We start from the raw sequence: 19,012 nt of genomic DNA on the forward strand, positions 1-19,012 counted from the left end.
TTCATTGTACGTAATGTCCTGAAGCACCACGCACATAACTTTACAGGCGCTATTTTAATGGGTAGCGCAGATGCCAACCCATTGACGAAAATACTTTTGCCGGCTAATAAATTGCTAGCAAAAGTTGCCCCTGCCACGCCAAACCCTGTCTTTGCTAACGTAATGAACAAGGTGTTGAATAGCCAACTAAAGAATCGCACTTCCACATCAGATCTTGCTTGGTTGAGTGATGATCCTGAAGCCATTGCAGCCTATGAAGCAGACCCATTGACTGGCTTTGACTTTACCAATAACGGTTTTATGGCGCTATTTTCTCTGATGGAAACTGGTCTAAATAAAAACTGGGCAATGACCATAGCCACAGACTTCCCTATGCTGTTTATCAGTGGTGAAGACGATCCGGTAGGTGGTATGGGCAAAGGCATTCGCAAAACGGTTAGCCGCTTGAACGACGAAAAATTTAGCAACGTAGATATCCAACTCTACCCAAACATGCGTCATGAGCCATTACATGAAAAAGACCGTCAGACTGTATATCAAGATATCTTAGGATGGATAGAAAATACCGCTACCAAAACGATTACCAAATCCTGATTTCCCTGAAGATATCTACCCAAGCACAAGATTACACTTTACGTGTTTGCTAAAAGTCGCCAAATTAGCGACAATACGGCAAGCACATTTTTCATCCAGATTGACGACTTACTGACCTACAATACTTACCTTTATTAACCGTTACTTTTACCTACCTTTTCTAATTTTAGGAGCTTTTATGTCATTACAACAAACCATCGAACAAGCCTTTGAGAACCGCAATGAGTACAGCCCGAGCACGATGCCGCAGGATGTACGCGATGCAGTGACTCAAGTACTTGAGCAGCTAGACAATGGTAGTCTGCGTGTTGCAGAAAAGAAAGATGGCGAGTGGGTCGTCAATCAATGGGCCAAAAAAGCCGTATTGCTATCGTTCCGCCTGAATGACAACTACGTGCAAGCTGCTGGTGATGTACAGTTTTATGACAAAGTACCGACTAAATTTGCTGACTGGAGCCAAGAGCAGTTCAAAGAGGCAGGCGTTCGAGTAGTACCACCAGCTATCGCCCGTAAAGGCTCATACATCGCTGCAGGCGCAGTATTAATGCCTTCGTATGTCAATATCGGCGCTTACGTTGATCAAGGCGCGATGGTAGATACATGGGCAACAGTTGGCTCATGTGCACAAATCGGTAAAAACGTCCACCTATCAGGTGGTGTTGGCATCGGTGGCGTATTAGAACCACTACAAGCCAACCCAACCATCATCGAAGACAACTGCTTCATCGGCGCACGCTCTGAAATCGTTGAAGGTGTCATCGTAGAAGAAGGCGCTGTCATCTCTATGGGCGTTTATATTGGTCAGTCTACACGCATCTATGATCGTGAAACTGGTGAGATTCATCGTGGTCGTGTGCCAGCTGGATCAGTCGTTGTACCAGGTAGCTTGCCTTCTGAAGATGGCACGTACAGCTTATATGCCGCTATTATCGTGAAAAAAGTAGACGCACAAACCCGTGCCAAAACTGCGGTAAATGAGCTATTACGTTTAGACTAGGATTGACTGGATGTTAAGCAAATCCGTAATGGTTTGCTGATAGATGCAACTTTCGAGTGCATCAACATCATGACTGAACAATATCATAACTTAATGATAAAAAGATGCTAGAGATCGCCTTTAGCATCTTTTTTGTATCTTTGAGCAGTTTAGGGCAATTTCTTGCGTTATAATATTTCTTTGTTTACAAACACATCATTTAGCAAACGCCTTTTACTTTATCTTCCTGTCTATTATCTTTATCGATGCTTATTTTAATGAGCGTCAAAACCCAACTGTATTTGAAAATCTTATGATCGAGTCCTCACTACGTAGTGCTACTATTCCTGTCACAGATCCTGAAGCTGGATTACGTCTTACTGAAATCTTCTACTCCCTACAAGGGGAAGCACTAACATCAGGTTTGCCAACGATATTTGTACGCCTCACAGGGTGTCCGCTTCGCTGCACTTATTGTGATACCGAATATGCCTTTACTGGCGGTGAGCGTCAGTCACTTGATGCCATCATAGCCACCATCAAAAGCTTTCCATGCAAACGAATTTGCTTGACCGGTGGTGAACCATTAGCGCAACCAAATGCCATTGAGCTGCTAAAACGCTTACTAAGCGACGATTATGAGATATCCCTTGAAACTGCAGGTGCTTTAACAGTAGAAAACGTCCCATCAGAAGTTAGTAAAGTGATGGATCTCAAGACGCCGAGCTCAGGCGAAGCGGGTAAAAACTTATGGTCAAACTTAGACTATTTGACGGCGCATGATCAAATAAAATTCGTCATCATGAACCGCACTGATTATGACTGGGCAAAAGACAAACTGTTTGAACATCAACTCCACAACCTAGTCGGTACCGTTTGGTTTTCTCCGATGTTCAATGTCGCAAGTGACATCAACGAAGACGTTGGCTCTGAGGTTCCAGTATTGGCTCGCGAGCTTGCAGAGTGGATGTTGGCTGATGCCCTACCCGCCCGCTTTCAATTGCAATTACACAAAATCATTTGGGCGGATGCCAAAGGCAAGTAGTTCCTGCACTAACGTCAGCGCATAAAATTAAACGTATAAAACTAAAAGATGAGGGAGTTCAATACTCCCTATATCAAAACATGCTTGAAGGATAATAATACCAATGATCAAACTTATATTATTGGGGCTATTGGCAGGGGCGTTTTTTAGTTCTACTTTTATTTTGAATGAGCTTATGAGCGCTGCTGGAGGACATTGGTTTTGGTCGGCTAGCCTGCGATACCTTTTCATGTGGCTTATGATCACTGCTATCATTGTAGTACAGCATGGGTTTGGGCGTATCAAAGCATTGACGAAAATCTTTTGTACACACTGGGCATTTTGGTGCACAACAGGTACGATTGGTTTTGGGTTGTTTTACACTGGTATTTGCTATGCTGCCGATCACGTAGCGGGTTGGGTGGTTGCTGCTACCTTTATGTTTACCGTTGTTGCTAGCCTGATTGTACTACTTGCTTTCGGACAGCGTTTTGACAAAAAGTTTATTATTTATGCATTGATCGTCTTCGTGGGTGTGGCTTTAGTCAATGTCAGCGAGGGATTGCACGCAGCAGAGATAGCAGGAGTAGCCTCTGCATCAGTATCTATGACTGATATGTTGCTGTTCGGTGCACTACCAGCCTTAGTCGCTGCTTTTAGCTACCCCATTGGCAACCAGTTGGTTTGGCAAGCATCGTTCAATGCCAGGCAACACCAGGCAAAAAAATCGCAAGATCCTAGTCATCAAGCTGAGTCGGATGACGTTCAACAGCTGATAACAGAAGCACCTTTATTATCGACTATATCCCCTGATGAGGTCATCCATAGTCACTCTGGTGTCGACGCCGTCGGTACTGCCCAACCGCAAACAAAGCTGCAGACGCTCATCTTGCGTATCCCTGCTATCCAAACAGATTTATTGCAAGATGCTTTCAATAAAGTCTGGCTAATGACACTGGGCAGTCTGCCATTTTGGCTAATTTTAGGGGTCTTCATACATCCTGAGTTGCCCGATACTTCACAAGTATTTAATACTTTATTAGTCGCCCTACTCGCAGGCGTCGGTGCCACTAGTATATTTTTATATGCACGTGAAAAAGCAGAAACCTCAAGCGAGGTTGCTGGAGTTGACTCAACCCAGGCCAGTGAGGTTATCTTTGCCTTGATTGGTGGCATGATATTACTAAATAGCACCATGCCTTCAGCGATGGGCTTGATAGGTATAGCTCTGATCATCGTAGGGCTTATTTTATTCGCAAAAGATGGTTAAACCACTATGTGTGGCCTATATAAACGCATGCTGCATACGCGCTAATATGGGCTATTTTACAACTAAATCACCCATCACTATTGATGGGCACTACTTGATAATACAACCATGGCTAATGATTTGATTGTTCCTGATATTTTATTGTATCTATTAGATATGGTTGGCGTCATTGCGTGTGCGATAGCCGGTACTCTGCTTGCGCAGCATAAGGGCTTGGATATTTCAGGTTGTATCTTAGTATCCATGGTCAATGCTATCGGTGGTGGTACGCTACGTGATATGGCGCTGGACCGCCATCCACTGTTTTGGATGACTGACATCAACTATCTCATCGTCATCACAGTGACCTCTCTTATTTTGCAGATGTTCTTTCATTTATATCACAAGATTGATAATGCTCTGAAGCTGTTTGACGCCATTGGTTTAGCAGCATTTAGCGTCATCGGCTTTCAGGTAGCGATGGCGCAAGATATGTCACCAGTCATTGCTATTATGATGGGTGTTTGGACCGCCGTTATCGGCGGTCTGCTACGTGATATTATCTGCAATGAGATACCGCTAGTACTACAACGAGAGATTTATATCACTGCCAGTATCGCAGGGTCTGTGACCTATTTATTTTTGCAATATTTAGGATTTCCCGCGGGTATCAATGAGTCTATTATGCTGCTCGTTATCTTTGCCGTACGTATGCTAGCCCTTAGGTTTGACTGGCACTTGCCCTCTATTCGTTTGGTTGACTAAGGCAGCCATAATTCTATCGCTACTGACCTAAAAGCGCGAAAATAGACTGGCTAAACAGCTGATTGATATCACGATATTAGTCAGCTGTTTTCTTTATTAAATACGATTCATTTAAGTGCAACTATCTCCATTTTAAGACCAGCAAACACCCTGAGGCTGATTGGGAAAATTTGTAACATTACTGATCAGTCCATCGATTGATATTTATAAATAATGAGTGAGATTTGCCCATGTTGACTATCGCATTGGACCCTGCAGCATTGGTCACCACTTTTGACCCAGGCTCTTTGATATATTTATTCGATATGATTGGTATTGTGGCTTGTAGCATTTCGGGGACGATACTGGCAAAGCACAAAAACTTCGATATTTTTGGCTGTTTATTGGTATCGATTGTCACTGCCATCGGTGGCGGTACGGTTCGTGACGTCATCTTAGATCGACATCCATTATTTTGGATGGTGGATATGAGCTACCTGACCGTCATCACAGTTTCGTCTCTATTGATGCAAGTATTCTTTCACCCAAACTCTAGGCGTGTCGATAAGTTTCTCAAACTTTCAGATACGATTGGACTGGCAGCTTTTACCTTAATCGGAATCAAAATCGCCGATAGCATGGGGACAAATATTCCTATCGCCTTGTTGCTTGGTGTCGTTACCATTGTGGTCGGTGGTATCATTCGCGATATGATTTGCAATGAGATTCCACTGGTGCTACAGCAAGAGATTTATATCACTGCGGCATTGGCTGGAGGGGTCTTATATTTTGTATTGCATCATTTTGCTATGCCAGCTTGGATCACTGATATCTCTACCATGAGTGTTATTTTTACTTTACGCATGCTGGCGATACGCTACGATTGGCAGTTTCCGACGGTTGAGTGGAAATACTAGGCCGTGTCCTCATTCTGGAAATGGTTATAAAATGGGTACACAGCCGAAGTTTGTCGTTACTAAACGTGATATTTAGCTGTTTAGCTTTTCTCTACTACTGCCAAGTCCTTTACCATCAATTGCAGGCTTTGCTTACCATTCCATTCATTGATATCCAACTGGAATAACACATGCACTTGTTTGGCGCGATAATCCCATTCTTCATTATCAAAGTTAAAATAAATGGCATCGATGGGATACTGCACATCAGGGTAACGTAATGAAAGCTTAAGATGCTTGTCTTTTAAAACTTTAAAGCTCAACACTTCAAACACACCGTCAAATATTGGCGGTGCAAAACCATGACCCCAAATGCTAGCATCTGCTAAATACTCAGCAAACCATAAGCTAAAATCACTCGCCTGCAGCGCGCCATCAGTCAGTTTCTGCTCTGAAAACAATTCATCGTCCATTGCTGCAATGACATCATTAAAAGCGGTTACAAAGTTGTCGAAATTACCACGTTTGATCGTCAGCCCCGCTGCCATCGCATGACCACCAAAATGAGTGATCAAATCTGGATGACGTTCAGCGACTTGCTCAATAGCATCACGAATATGCACACCTGCGATAGACCGTGCTGATCCTTTAATCGCATCTTCTTCATCGGTTCGTTTTGTATCTGCTGGTGCAAAGACGATACTTGGTAAGTAATGACTTTCTTTTAAACGTCCAGCTACGATGCCAATCACACCTTGATGCCAGTCATCTTGATAGAGGACGATACTGCGTTTGTCGCTATTCTTCGTTTGCTGCGTTGGCTTACTTGGCGTTTGATCATTTTTTGTGTTTCTTACATCTTTTACATCGTCACTAAGCAAATTGTCGCTGTTTTTGCCAGTGTCGGTATCGGACGCAACATCGCTATCAGCAGCCAACATCTGCACAATGCTATCCGCCTGAGTTCGCATCTCACCTTCTACCTGACGACGAGTACGATTAAGCTGCTCAAGCTCTTGCGCTAAACGCTGTGCGGTACTCCAGTCTTCAGTCAGTAAGCACTCAATACCAATGCGCATATTATCCATACGCCCAGCGGCATTGATACGTGGCCCTAAAACAAACCCAAAATCCTGCGCATGCAATTGTTTGGGATCACGACCCGCTTGCTCAAGCAGAGCCAAAATACCCAGACAACAACGCCCCTGACGGATAGCGTTCAAACCATGATGCACCAATGTGCGATTGTTTTTATCCAACACACCAACGTCAGCAATCGTACCGAGTGCCACCAAATCTAAATACTGACTGACTTGCACCGTAGACTTACCTGCCTCACGGCGTATTTTTGCCAAGCGTCCCAGCACATAAAACGCCACACCCACACCCACCAATGCTTTACTCGTGAAAGTACAGTCAAGCTGATTGGGGTTGACCACAGCCTCGGCTGGTGGCGTTGCTTTAGTCGTGAGGTGGTGATCCGTAATAATCACCGTGATGCCATCAGCCTGCGCACGAGCCACGCCTTCATGACTTGAGATGCCATTATCAACAGTAACGATCATATCTGGCTGATACATCTCAATGCCCAAATCGACGATTTCAGGGGTGAGACCATAGCCGTATTTGAAGCGATCAGGCACCAAAAAATCGACCACGGCACCCATCTTAGTCAAGGCACGCATCATCAACGCGGTACTGGTCGCACCATCACAGTCAAAGTCACCGACAATCAAGATACGCTGACTGGTATCGATAGCCACATCTAACAGGCGCACTGCTTCACTCACGCCGTGCAACGTTTCGGCAGGCAATAGACCAGACAACCCAGTTTCTAGTTCATCAGGCTGCGTGATGCCTCGACCCGCGTACAAACGAGCAAGCGTTAGTGACTGAGCAGCAAGAGTGTGCAATTCGGTTGGCAACTCATCAATGCAAGTTGCGGTATAACGGGGGGTTAAAGTTAGCATGCAGGTATTCTACTGGCTTTGATAGCTGGTCACAATGCTAATTTATAGCACTTTGGTTTATCATTCATCATTGCTTTACATTGTGAGATGGCATATTTTATTATCGGTATTACACATTTAGTTAGCTCCACGAACTGGCATGGAATCAAGTAGACAACCGATCAAAACTGTTTACAAAAACAGTGCATAGTGACCGTAATTTTCTGCATTTCGCTACAAAGCAATGATTGTATACCGCTCACAAACCCATAGAATGGTATACAAAACCAAGACTTCGATGATTGCTATCCATCGATGCGCTTAATAAGATATTTTTACCCTTTTATATTTAACCTCTTATTCTTATAAGGACACTTTATGAAAACCACGCCTGTCGCCGAAAAAATCCCCAATACTATCGACCCTAACCTCGATCTTGATAAAGTAAAAAAAGAATGCCTCGGTCTAGTAAAAAAGCGTGCTAGGGTCTCTGCAGGCGTGGCGATTATCCCGGTACCATTCTTTGATGTAGCAGTCGATGCCGGCATGTTGACTCAGCTAATTCCAGAGATCAGCGAGCGTTTTGGCTTGATTGAGGGTCGTGAGTCAGCAATCGACTTAACATCACGCGAAGTTCACTGGAGCGCTGTTAAAGATCGTACCGTCGAGTTTGCAGGCTTGATGGCAACACGTGGTATCGTCAAAAAAACCATCCAAGGCTTCGGTGGTCGCATCGCCGCAAAACAAGTGACCAAGTTCATTCCATTGGGTGGTCAGCTCGTCGCTGCAACAATGGGCTATACCATCTTTAAGAAAATCGCCAGCGACCATATCAATGACTGCTATAAACTGGCAAAAGAAATCCAAAAAAAGCAGCACAGTAAAAATGTGTAGATCCTTCGCGAGGTTGACAGCGGCCTGCTATTAACTGACGAAAGACTCTTAAACAACCCCGCTCAAGGCTCATCGCCTGAGCGGGGTTGCTTTTTTGGCGAATCATCTACGCCCTGCCGCAGCAGGGAAATTACCATCTGTATTTTATCTGTAACTATTAGCAATTCTGCTGATAAAAACTCTATACTGTTTTATTATCTTTTGCGTGACTGACGTGACAGGTTCATGAAGCCCAGCGGCAATCACGATTAAACGCCCTTTTATCAGCAAATTCTGCTGATAAAGGACTCACTAAGATAAGATACGTTCTGGCTAGCAATTATCTATTGCTACCAAACGCTCCCTTCCGAAAACCATAAAACTTTTAGAGGATTAACTCATGAAAAAACGCCTTGCCTCCACCTTGATGCTTGCAACTTTTGCCTTAGCTGGATGTACCACGACAGGTGGTGTGGATAGCACTAACGCTGGTACTAGTGCTGGTAATGCTATCAGCACCGCTAACCAAGTTGGTATGAATGTCTTTACCGCTGCGGTCGACAACCAATGCCGCAGTCAGATTGAAAATCAAAATGCTTGGCAAATCGCCAGTGCCGCCATGACCGAAATCCAACAAGAGAATATAAAGAGCAATGTTTGTGGTTGTGTCAGTGAGCAAGCACCACAAGAAGTTACTATCATTGAGTTAGGCAATGCTGCCATCGATTCACAGTATCGCACTCAATTGGTGACCAGAGTCGTCGCAGCATCTTTCCAAAGCTGCTATAGCAGCTTCATAAGTTAACTACTTGCTATCATTTAGGATCACCTGACATGAAAAATCCAATGCACTGTAGATTTACAATGCATTGGAACGTCACGGTTACTAAAATAAGCAAAATAAAAGATCGCGCTCTAACTTCTATCTGCCTCAGTAATCACGTTTGCGCTGCCTAGCTCTGCTGTCCTAGGCATGACTTTGTTGCGATGAAAATATTTAGATCGACTGTTGAGAATCTCGTTCACACCATCAACCAAATCTTCAATGACGTCGTCATAAATACCGTGATGTAACTCAGTATCGAAGTCGGTGAAAGGGTGCTTTCGAGCGGCGGCCCTTACATCCGTAATGCCATTTTTGCTATAAAAAATATTAACACTGCCATCACTATTCAGTGCACAGTCCAGTTTGCCCTCATCTACCACCATATCTATACGTTCAGGCTTGAAGATATAGTCGTCGACATCCAGTAGTTGTTTTTCTACTCCTTTTTTAAATAAAGCTGCAACGTCCATTATAGTTATATCCTTATTATTGAATATTTATGAGTTTATTATCTATCAAAGCTTTAAGCTCTATATGTTCATCTTATAAAAATGACTCACAATTTTTAATATACAACGTGTAAAGCTGCGTTTATGGTTGGTAATCGCTTTTCTACGGTGTATCTTTCTGTCAAGACACTACTCCACAACAAAAAAAGAGCCCGTGATCAACTGACTCTTTTTAACTTATCTAACGAGTTTATATAACTATTATCCATCGACGATACTATTGTCCATCAGCGGTTAAAAGCCTCAAATCAAATGCGCCTTCAACTCCAGCACTTTATCACGCGTTTTCGCTGCCTCTTCGAATTTTAAATCTCGAGAGAGCTGCTGCATCTGTTTTTCCAGACGTTTGATTTCCTTGGCAAGTAAATCCGGACTGCGCAGGATGCTGATATCGACATCCGGCAGATTGCTTTTGACTGGGATAGCCTGATTGTCATTGGCATCCACGCTCTCACCTGTGTCAATTTTATCGGTAATACTACGACGCGCGCCCTTAGGTGTGATGTTGTGTTCAACATTAAAAGCGATCTGTTTATCACGGCGACGGTCGGTCTCATCTATCGCTGCTTGCATACTGGGTGTGATACGATCGGCATAAAGTATGGCTTTACCATTTAAATGACGCGCGGCACGACCGATGGTCTGAATCAGCGAGCGCTCAGAGCGCAAAAAGCCTTCCTTATCTGCATCAAATATCGCCACCAGTGATACTTCAGGCATATCCAAACCTTCACGTAAAAGATTGATACCGACCAGCACATCATGCACGCCTGTGCGAAGCTCATGGATGATTTGCATGCGCTCCACGGTATCGATATCTGAATGCAAGTATGCAACCTTCACATCGTATTCTTTTAGATAGCTGGTGAGGTCTTCTGACATACGCTTGGTCAAAGTGGTAATCAGCACACGCTCATCGTTTTCACGGCGTTTGGTAATCTCTGACAATACGTCATCAACCTGCGTGAGCACAGGACGAATCTCGATTTCTGGGTCAATCAACCCTGTTGGCCGCACCACCTGCTCGACCACTTGTTCACTATGCTCCAGCTCATACACTGCTGGCGTCGCGCTCACATAAATCGTCTTGGGCTTGATGCGTTCCCACTCTTCAAATTTCATCGGACGGTTGTTCATCGCACTCGGCAAGCGAAAACCATAATTAACCAAGTTTTCTTTGCGGGATCTGTCGCCTTTATACATCGCCCCTATCTGAGAGACCGTCACATGTGACTCATCCAAAAACAGCAGCGCATCTTCTGGAATATAATCAAACAACGTCGGAGGCGCTTCACCTGACGGTCGACCGGAGAGGTGCTGTGAGTAGTTTTCGATGCCATTACAATAACCGAGCTGCTGAATCATCTCAAGGTCGTATTGAGTACGTTCTTTGAGGCGCTGTGCTTCAATCAGTTTATTGTTATCACGAAAGTACTCTAAACGAGGCTCAAGCTCGGCGCGAATGGTTTCGCTAGCTGCCTCCAGTCTGTTGCGCGGTGTCACATAGTGCGACTTTGGATAAATAGTGATACGTGGCACGCTACGGACAGTTTTGCCCGTCAAAGGGTCAAACCACGTGATTTTTTCTACTTCATCGTCAAACAAATGCACTCGGACAGCCAGCTGCTCAGACTCAGCAGGATAAATATCCAATAGCTCGCCGCGTAATCGATAAGTACCGCGACCGAAATCCAGCTCGTTACGGGTGTACTGCATTTCAACCAAGCGCTTAATCGTCGCTGTTCGATCTATTCGATCCCCAACCACGACATGTAGCAGCATTTTCAGATAGCTCTCTGGATCACCAAGACCGTATATACAAGAGACAGAAGCGACAATAATCGCATCGCGGCGCTCAAGTAGCGCACGTGTCGCTGATAGACGCATTTGGTCGATATGATCATTGATGGCACTGTCTTTTTCGATAAAAGTATCACTAGCAGCGACATAAGCTTCTGGCTGATAGTAATCATAGTAACTGACAAAATACTCTACCGCATTGTTTGGAAAAAACGACTTAAATTCCCCATACAGCTGAGCTGCGAGTGTTTTGTTGTGCGCCATGATGATCGTTGGGCGCTGACATTCAGAAATGACTTTTGCCATCGTATAGGTCTTACCAGAACCGGTCACCCCAAGCAATAACTGCTCATCCATATCAGCGTTGATGCCGTTGACCAACTTTTTGATCGCTTTTGGCTGATCTCCTGCTGGCTCAAAGTCCGTCACCATCTCAAAGGCTCGGCTCGATATTTGCGTCCCTGACGCATTGACACCACTGATCTCAGCCTCGTCTTGAAGCTGTGTGGCCAACTGGTTTAACTGACGTGATGAGCGAGGTTCAGGCATTCGCATAATGGCTGTCTTCTCTTAGATATTTATTACAACATGGGGGCTTCACCCTATGTTTTAAAGGATAAGTTCTGGCTATTATCCAATACCAATAGCATCGTTATTTACTCAGTAAACAACGCCTATAAATACACAGAAACATTCGGATATTTTGAACGCTCTTACGAATTAAAGCGGTGTTCAGAGAGGTCATATCATGGCTCTGTTGATTATTTTTTAGGATTTACACTTTTGCATTTGAACCAAATTAGCAGATATCTTTTCGAGCACTCAACCCGACGACTTTTTTGTCTAAAGACCATTTAACATGACGTGCGATTATCTTTAGTCTAGTTTTCGATACTCATCACAGCCTCTTTGATCACCATTATCACAAGCGTCACCGTACCACTTTTTAGCCTGTACCAAGCTTTGGCGTATCCCTCGGCCATTAGCGTACATCAATCCAAGATTGAACTGAGCTATCGCGTGGTTTTGGTTGGCAGACTTTCGATACCATTCAAGCGCCTTGCTGTCATCTTGACGTACGCCCTCGCCTTGGTCGTACAGTAGTCCAAGAATATATTGAGCTTCAGCATCCTTTTGGCTAGCAGACTTTTTCAGCCACTGCGTAGCCTTAGAATAATCCTGACGCACGCCGTCGCCTTGGTCGTACATCAGTCCAAGCATAAATTGAGCATCAGCATTCCCTTGGCTAGCAGATTTTTCAAACCACTGCACAGCCTTAAAATAATCCTGACGCACGCCGTCGCCTTGGTCGTACATTACTCCAAGCAGAACTTGCGCCTCAGCATTCCCTTGGCTAGCAGCTTTTTCCAGCCACTGCGCAGCCTTGGAATAATCCTGACGCACGCCGTCGCCGTCTTTATACATTACTCCAAGACTGTATTGAGCATCAGCATCGCCTTGGTTGGCTAATCTCTGATTTTCATTAAAACCAGTAGCCATCGCTGACACAGACAGCATCGCTGCTGCTAAAAACAGGGTTGTTTTACGTATCAAAGCGGTGTTCAGAAGGATCATAGAGTATCTCTATAGATAGGTTTTGGAAGATGATTCGCGCATCAAATTCATGATATTAGATATATTGCCGAGCAACCGAGCTGGTGATATTTTGTATAAAAATATAGAAAAGGCCGCTGACTCAGGCGACCTTTTCTATTTTCAAGTTCTATCAGGACTTGCAAACCTGAGGTTTTTAGCTACTGCTGTGACGATCAATCAGACTGCTAATATGATCAGTTACTGCTCGATCTCAAGTGCTTCAATATCTGCAATCATTTTCGGTACGATATCATTCACTTTTTCCATGGTAGATTCCATAATGATAGGCATCACCTGTTCCATGTAGTCTTTCATCATAGCAGGCTGTTTATCAATAATGCTTTGACCTTCGTCACTACTATAGAACGCTATCTGAGCATCAACTTCTTGTTGCGTGAAGTGCTGTTTTGCCGTTTCCAGATATGCAGCAACCACCTGTTGATTCAGATTTTTCATGTCGCTGATATCGGTCATTTCTTTGCTATATTCACTGACAATCTGCTCAAGCCCCTCACGCTGCTCTGCCGTCAGGTCATCACTGGGCAACGACGCCAACATCGATTGCGTCACTTGCTCTGCGATTCCACTATCGCTGGCCATGTCGTCCATCATTTCTACCACCTTTGTGACCTCGATCAACTGCAGTAGGGACTCATCTGTAGGAGATGCCGCTTGCGCCGACAAGGTTGGAACCAGCATCAAACTGGTGGCACTGATGCTCAACGATATCGCGAGCATGGTGTTTTTTAGCATGGCTTTCACTTTCATAGAGTTTTTCACTTAATAATTATAGGTTGTTTGTCTCATGGGTAGTTTGTCTAATGGACTGTATAAATCAATATATGGTATCAAACGACATTAGTCGTTATCAGAGCTGCCGATATTGCCGGTATCACAGCTTGGACGCTCTAAGTTTCCCATTCGTAGGTTTTTGCGTTTCAGTGCTGCCTCCGCACGACACTGCTGCATTTCGCTTTTCAGTTCAAGCGCAGGAGCAGGGGTTGGCTTGCCGTTGTCATCGATGGCAACCATCGTAAAATAACAGCTATTGGTATGACGCACAGTACGTGCTCGGACATCTTCCGCTTCGACACGAATACCAATTTCCATCGAAGTATTGCCCACATAATTGACGCTGGCAGCAAAAGTCACCAGCTCGCCGACGTAGATTGGTTCACGAAACATCACTTGATCGACCGACAATGTCACGACATAGTTACCACTATAGCGACTGGCACAAGCATAGGCGACCTGATCAAGCATCTTTAGCAAGTCGCCACCATGCACGTTGCCAATGAAGTTTGCCATATCGGGTGTCATGAGTACCGACATATATAACTCGTGATTTAAAGGGGCTTTTTTGGCTGTAGAGCTAGTATTGAGTTGCGGCATAATAATCCTAAAATTTGACAGAGTAACGCTTTTTGGGTATCAGTATTATTTATACAGCAGATTGCAACGTAGCACAAACGGTATGCCATCCTTAGTCGTTGCAAATCCTATAGTCCCACAACCTTAATCCAACCTTAATCCAACCTTAACTCAACCAATGAAAGCGATAAGCTAGCCAAGCGACTATCGCGCTCACCGACCCCGTCAGAACTCCTCCCCAGATGAAATCCACTATTGCCGTATCAAGCGTAAAGCCTTTATATAATGCTAGGCTAGTAAAATCGTAAGTACCGTAAGCCATCAATCCTACCAGTCCGCCAAGTAAAAAAATATGACCGACCGATGCGCCTGCTTTGATTTGTGGGTAGAGTATCAATATACAAAGCGCCAGCAAATAAAACATATAAAACACGCCAGCAGCGATCATGTTTGGCTCGTCAGCCAGTAAGTGACCGATACGTGGCTCATAAAACAAGCCAGTCATGGTCTTTAGCCAAACCGCATCGATTGCCAAAAATATGACCACTGCTGCTAGGTAGATAAATACATAACCCATAACGATATCCCTTTAGAAAACCCTATCTACACCGATGCGGTAACGGCATTATTCGCATTGTCAAAAACTTCGTCAGAAAAATGCAGCGTGTCGATATTATTTGGTTTCACCGCTGTCACCTGCACCACACCGATCGTACGCTCTAAAAAACCACCTTCGCAATAACAAAAGTAAAAGTTCCATAAGCGAATGAACGCCTCATCATAACCAAGCGCTTCAATCTCATCACGCTGCTCCATAAAAGCGGTGCGCCAATCACGTAACGTATATGCATAATCAAAACCATAATCGTGCAGCTGTTTAATCACCATATCGGTTTGTTCGGTAAACTGCGTGGTTATCTCTTGGTTAGACAGCAAACAACCACCAGGAAATATGTGTGTTTGGATGAAGTCCACCGACGATAGATAGTCTTTATAATTTTGATCATTAAAAGTAATGGCTTGCAGCACCATCAACCCTGTCGGCTTGAGTAAATCATTACATTTGGCAAAAAACGTTGGCAAATATTCATGCCCGACAGCTTCGATCATCTCAATACTGACCAACTTGTCATACTGACCTGTCAACTCACGATAATCTTGCTTGAGTAGCGTGATCTTGTCAGACAGACCTGCCGACTCAACTCGTCGCTGCGCTTCGTCATACTGCGCATCAGAAATGGTCGTAGTAGTCACGTGGCAACCATAATGCGAGGCTGCATAGATAGCAAAACCACCCCACCCCGTACCGATTTCGATCACATGATCATCTGCCGTCAGCTGTAACCGCTGACTGATGAGTGCCAGTTTATGCTGCTGCGCTTTTTCAAGCGTCATATCAGGTGTCGGATACACCGCTGACGAGTACATCATCGTGTCGTCCAAAAAGCGCTGATACATATCGTTGCCCAAATCATAATGCGCCAATATATTAGATTTCGACCCGGATTTATCATTACTACGCAGTCGGTGCTTCGCTTTTTCTACAGCCGTACTCACTCCCGCAAAACGGTTTTCTAAAGTATTCAACACAGCCAAATTTCGCGCTGCCAATCGAATCAAGCCCGTCAAATCGTCCGTGTCCCATTCGCCATTGATATAACTGTCTGCCAGTGCAATAGACCCGCCAAACACCAATTGTCGATAGACAGTACTATCATGAATCTCTAATGTGACACTTAGAGAATGGCGTCCCACGTCCGAGCTACTGTTCACACTGTTAGAGACTTTACCAAAGCTGTAGCTCTGAGACGGCTGCTCACCAAATGTCTCAATCAAAGTCAGACTGCCAAACTGGATATGCTCTAATGCACGGAATATCAGCTTTCTGGCCATATGGTTCACACCATTACTCATTGGTCGCAGTAGCGTGCTTTGATTGGCTAGGTCACTCATGCGCGCCGTTAGTTTTTCTAGTTCTGTGACTGGCGCTCTGTTGGTCGGTCGTGTTGACATCGTATGCTTATCCTTGTTTGAATGCTGGTTATTTTAGGATCGAATGTACAAAGTAACTGGCTAATTTCTGTGCTTTTATTCATTCATGTCTATTGTTTTGATGGCATGCTTTTAGACGACATGGTCTTGCTCTGCTGGCTGTCTGCCAGTTTTTCATCGTAATTAACATAAGGTACTTTTTTTATGGCATAGAGCTTAAAGGCATGCCCATAAATACGTGCCAATGAAGTGATATTCATTAACGGATTTTTCCGTAAGCTATTGCGGACATTACGGCCCGACATCACAACACCTTCCATCTTGATACCAGTTTTTAACACCTCCCCGCGCTCATCACTGATATCAATGGCAATACGTACCTGCAAACTGCTATCTGGTTGTCTCTTTACCTTTACCTGCCAGCGATATAACTGGTCGATAGGATTGAAAGGCGACACATGAAAGTCTTTATCATGACAAAAATCAGTCTCTTCTCCTGCCAAAGAAAAACCATAATAATGACGTTTGTCCCATGGAGTGTTTGAGACTTCTGCCAATAAATGCGATGGTACTTGTTGCTGATCAAACCCTAAGTAAAAATTGACTGGGCTAAAGTATAAACCCGCATTGCGACAAACAACCAGCCCCAACATCTCCCCTGTCGGCGCACTGCCAGTATGCTCAGCAAATGCTTGCTGTAAACGACGCTTGAGTGCTTGCATGTCGCTTAATTCACAACTGCTCAATTCGCATCTACTCAATTCACAACCGTTCAGCTTACATGAGTCACTGTCATCTGATTCTTGGCTATGAATGTTGTTTTCCGCCTGACTGGCTGTCCCAGGTACACTGCCTGTCTTTAGCACACTATTTTTCTGTAAATAATCCTCAGGGCAGAACTGCTGCAATGCTCTTTTCTTCATAGAAAACAACATTAGGTTTTTCAGTCGTCTGCTTTTTTTTGAATGCACCATACTGACTTCGGGGAGCGCAACCCCATCGGCCAATGCGCTGATATTGACGCCCCAATAGCGATATGGATAGACAAATTTATGTACCTTTGGCAACAATCTACTGTGCCACGTCGTGCCACTAAATAGCTGATGAGGCAAGACCGTATTGGATGAGTTGTCTTTGATAGTCATAGCACTCTCTGCAGTGGTGTTGGTTGATTGCAATACTTAACTATTTGGCTTTGCGACGACCAAATATGCCGCGTTTTTTCTTTTGCATACTATCTATATCGCTAGACTGTATACGCTCAACATAATCATTTAGCTCGTGATTAGTCGTTGCCGTCACTACTTGACGTTTATTTACTTTGCGAGACTTGGTATCAGCCTTAATCGGTAAGTCTTTATAGCGAAAAGGCGTGTGCGCATCTTTAGCATCAGGTAAATGAGCCAAGTCCACCTCATCTTTTATATCGATACCATGCCCAAGTGCCTGACACACACGCAGGCCGCTGCGCACACCATCTTCATGGAATCCATTGAACCAATAAGCACCACAAAAATGTGTGTGCGACCCATTGCCAGAGATGCTTGACCACTTCGTTTGAGCATCAATCATTGCCAAATCAAACACCGGATGACTATAGTCAATACGCTTAACGACTTGCCGCTCATCGATGCCGTTAGTAACAGTCTCTGGATTTAAAGTAACCAGATAGTTATGCTTTTTGGTTAATCGTTGCAAGATATTCATGTGATAGGTCAACACCGGCTTTGCTGGTGCTTGCGTGCTTGCTGTACTGTCATTACTGGCTGTCCCTTCAGCGGACTCTTGTCGCGTAGTCTTGTTTGACAGATTTTCATCTATCAAGTAATTCCAACTTGCCCATGCTAATGGCTTATTGGGCAAGACGCGGGTGTCGGTATGCAGTACAGCTGTGTTTTTGGTAAAACGGAAACGGCTCAGCACAGCTTTTTCATTGGGATGAGCATCTTCTAAAATTTTAAGGGCAGTATCGGCATGACAAGCAAAAATCACTTCATCAAATATTTGCAGTTGCTCTTCATCGTTAGCACCCATTTTTTTAGTGCTTAATTTGTCAGTAGCTATTTGATTTTTATCTCTGATAGTTAATACCACCTGATTATTTTGTCGAGTCACCGATTGCACTGGGCAATTGACCTTTATCTCACCGCCTGCTTTGACAAACCGCGTGACCAACTTATTGACATACTGTTTTGAGCCACCTTTGATCGTGAACCATTGCGGACGATTAACGACATCAAGCAAGCCGTGATTATCAAAAAACTGAGCAAAGAACACCAAAGGAAAATCTTGTACATCGCTCAAACTGCTTGACCAAATAGCTGAAACCATCGGCAACAAATAGTTGTCAGTAAACAACTTGCCATAGCTTTGTTGCGCCAAATAACTGCCGAGTGTCTGCTCGGTAAACGCACTAGTATCTTTCCCTTGCCTGCGTGCATCGTCATACTCCCGACGCAAATTTTTGATGTGTTTATTAAACTGTATGATGTCTTTGATGAACTGCCAAAACTTTGGGCTAAGAACATTTCTGCGCTGCGATAATAAGGTGTTTAAGGTATAGTCAGATGACCACAAAAATGTTATAAAATAAATCAACTAAACGATTACCAC

18 protein-coding genes are annotated in these 19,012 nt (G+C 44.2%); 8 read left to right on the forward strand and 10 right to left on the reverse strand.

All coding sequences use genetic code 11. The features are described from left to right. From L0J61_RS02000 to L0J61_RS02025, 6 genes are all read left to right on the forward strand, one after another. A partial coding sequence (locus L0J61_RS02000) for an alpha/beta hydrolase (RefSeq protein ID WP_301464651.1) occupies positions 1-594 on the forward strand: 594 nt, incomplete at its 5' end. A 178-nt stretch (positions 595-772) separates the two neighbouring features. Then, complete coding sequence (gene dapD, locus L0J61_RS02005) at positions 773-1,591, forward strand: 2,3,4,5-tetrahydropyridine-2,6-dicarboxylate N-succinyltransferase (protein WP_301464652.1); 819 nt, start codon at positions 773-775, stop codon at positions 1,589-1,591. 292 nt (positions 1,592-1,883) lie between these two features. After that, entirely contained in the window at positions 1,884-2,615 is a 732-nt protein-coding gene (locus L0J61_RS02010) for a radical SAM protein (protein ID WP_301464653.1), read from the forward strand. A 103-nt stretch (positions 2,616-2,718) separates the two neighbouring features. Beyond that, on the forward strand, positions 2,719-3,864 hold the full coding sequence (locus tag L0J61_RS02015) for a multidrug resistance efflux transporter family protein (RefSeq protein ID WP_301464654.1): 1,146 nt from the start codon (positions 2,719-2,721) through the stop codon (positions 3,862-3,864). A 108-nt stretch (positions 3,865-3,972) separates the two neighbouring features. Next, the gene (locus L0J61_RS02020; RefSeq protein WP_301464655.1) at positions 3,973-4,608 is read left to right on the forward strand and encodes a trimeric intracellular cation channel family protein; all 636 of its coding nucleotides are present in this window, start codon (positions 3,973-3,975) and stop codon (positions 4,606-4,608) included. Positions 4,609-4,838: 230 nt separating this feature from the next. Continuing rightward, on the forward strand, positions 4,839-5,504 hold the full coding sequence (locus L0J61_RS02025) for a trimeric intracellular cation channel family protein (protein ID WP_301464656.1): 666 nt from the start codon (positions 4,839-4,841) through the stop codon (positions 5,502-5,504). Positions 5,505-5,584: 80 nt separating this feature from the next. Here the strand turns inward: L0J61_RS02025 and recJ are convergent, their stop codons facing one another. After that, the gene (gene recJ / locus L0J61_RS02030; protein WP_301464657.1) at positions 5,585-7,453 is read right to left on the reverse strand and encodes a single-stranded-DNA-specific exonuclease RecJ; all 1,869 of its coding nucleotides are present in this window, start codon (positions 7,451-7,453) and stop codon (positions 5,585-5,587) included. Positions 7,454-7,810: 357 nt separating this feature from the next. Here recJ and L0J61_RS02035 point away from each other — a divergent pair, with 357 nt between their 5' ends. Both L0J61_RS02035 and L0J61_RS02040 read left to right on the forward strand, forming a co-directional pair. Then, on the forward strand, positions 7,811-8,326 hold the full coding sequence (locus L0J61_RS02035) for a hypothetical protein (RefSeq protein WP_301464658.1): 516 nt from the start codon (positions 7,811-7,813) through the stop codon (positions 8,324-8,326). 379 nt (positions 8,327-8,705) lie between these two features. Next, entirely contained in the window at positions 8,706-9,110 is a 405-nt protein-coding gene (locus L0J61_RS02040) for a hypothetical protein (protein ID WP_301464659.1), read from the forward strand. Between the two features lie 110 nt (positions 9,111-9,220). Here L0J61_RS02040 and L0J61_RS02045 read toward each other — a convergent pair whose 3' ends face one another. The 9 genes from L0J61_RS02045 to L0J61_RS02085 form a co-directional block, all read right to left on the reverse strand. Next, a complete protein-coding gene (locus L0J61_RS02045; protein ID WP_367651939.1) occupies positions 9,221-9,601 on the reverse strand; it encodes a hypothetical protein in 381 nt (126 codons plus the stop codon). A gap of 282 nt (positions 9,602-9,883) precedes the next feature. Next, on the reverse strand, positions 9,884-11,995 hold the full coding sequence (gene uvrB / locus L0J61_RS02050; protein WP_301464660.1) for an excinuclease ABC subunit UvrB: 2,112 nt from the start codon (positions 11,993-11,995) through the stop codon (positions 9,884-9,886). A gap of 321 nt (positions 11,996-12,316) precedes the next feature. Next, positions 12,317-13,015 carry a tetratricopeptide repeat protein gene (locus L0J61_RS02055; protein WP_301464661.1) on the reverse strand — a complete coding sequence of 233 codons (699 nt, stop codon included), beginning with the start codon at positions 13,013-13,015 and terminating at the stop codon, positions 12,317-12,319. A gap of 219 nt (positions 13,016-13,234) precedes the next feature. After that, on the reverse strand, positions 13,235-13,789 hold the full coding sequence (locus L0J61_RS02060) for a DUF2059 domain-containing protein (RefSeq protein ID WP_301464662.1): 555 nt from the start codon (positions 13,787-13,789) through the stop codon (positions 13,235-13,237). A gap of 105 nt (positions 13,790-13,894) precedes the next feature. Next, the gene (locus L0J61_RS02065) at positions 13,895-14,428 is read right to left on the reverse strand and encodes an acyl-CoA thioesterase (RefSeq protein ID WP_301464663.1); all 534 of its coding nucleotides are present in this window, start codon (positions 14,426-14,428) and stop codon (positions 13,895-13,897) included. A 145-nt stretch (positions 14,429-14,573) separates the two neighbouring features. Then, positions 14,574-14,984: a DUF2177 family protein gene (locus tag L0J61_RS02070; protein ID WP_301464664.1), complete on the reverse strand. Its 411-nt coding sequence runs from the start codon at positions 14,982-14,984 to the stop codon at positions 14,574-14,576. Positions 14,985-15,010: 26 nt separating this feature from the next. Then, the gene (locus L0J61_RS02075; RefSeq protein WP_301464665.1) at positions 15,011-16,420 is read right to left on the reverse strand and encodes a cyclopropane-fatty-acyl-phospholipid synthase family protein; all 1,410 of its coding nucleotides are present in this window, start codon (positions 16,418-16,420) and stop codon (positions 15,011-15,013) included. 89 nt (positions 16,421-16,509) lie between these two features. Next, a complete protein-coding gene (locus L0J61_RS02080) occupies positions 16,510-17,544 on the reverse strand; it encodes a DUF1365 domain-containing protein (protein WP_301464666.1) in 1,035 nt (344 codons plus the stop codon). 40 nt (positions 17,545-17,584) lie between these two features. After that, on the reverse strand, positions 17,585-18,976 hold the full coding sequence (locus L0J61_RS02085) for an NAD(P)/FAD-dependent oxidoreductase (RefSeq protein WP_301464667.1): 1,392 nt from the start codon (positions 18,974-18,976) through the stop codon (positions 17,585-17,587). Positions 18,977-19,012 lie beyond the last annotated feature (36 nt).

Source organism: Psychrobacter sp., assembly GCF_030457785.1.
Classification (GTDB): domain Bacteria; phylum Pseudomonadota; class Gammaproteobacteria; order Pseudomonadales; family Moraxellaceae; genus Psychrobacter.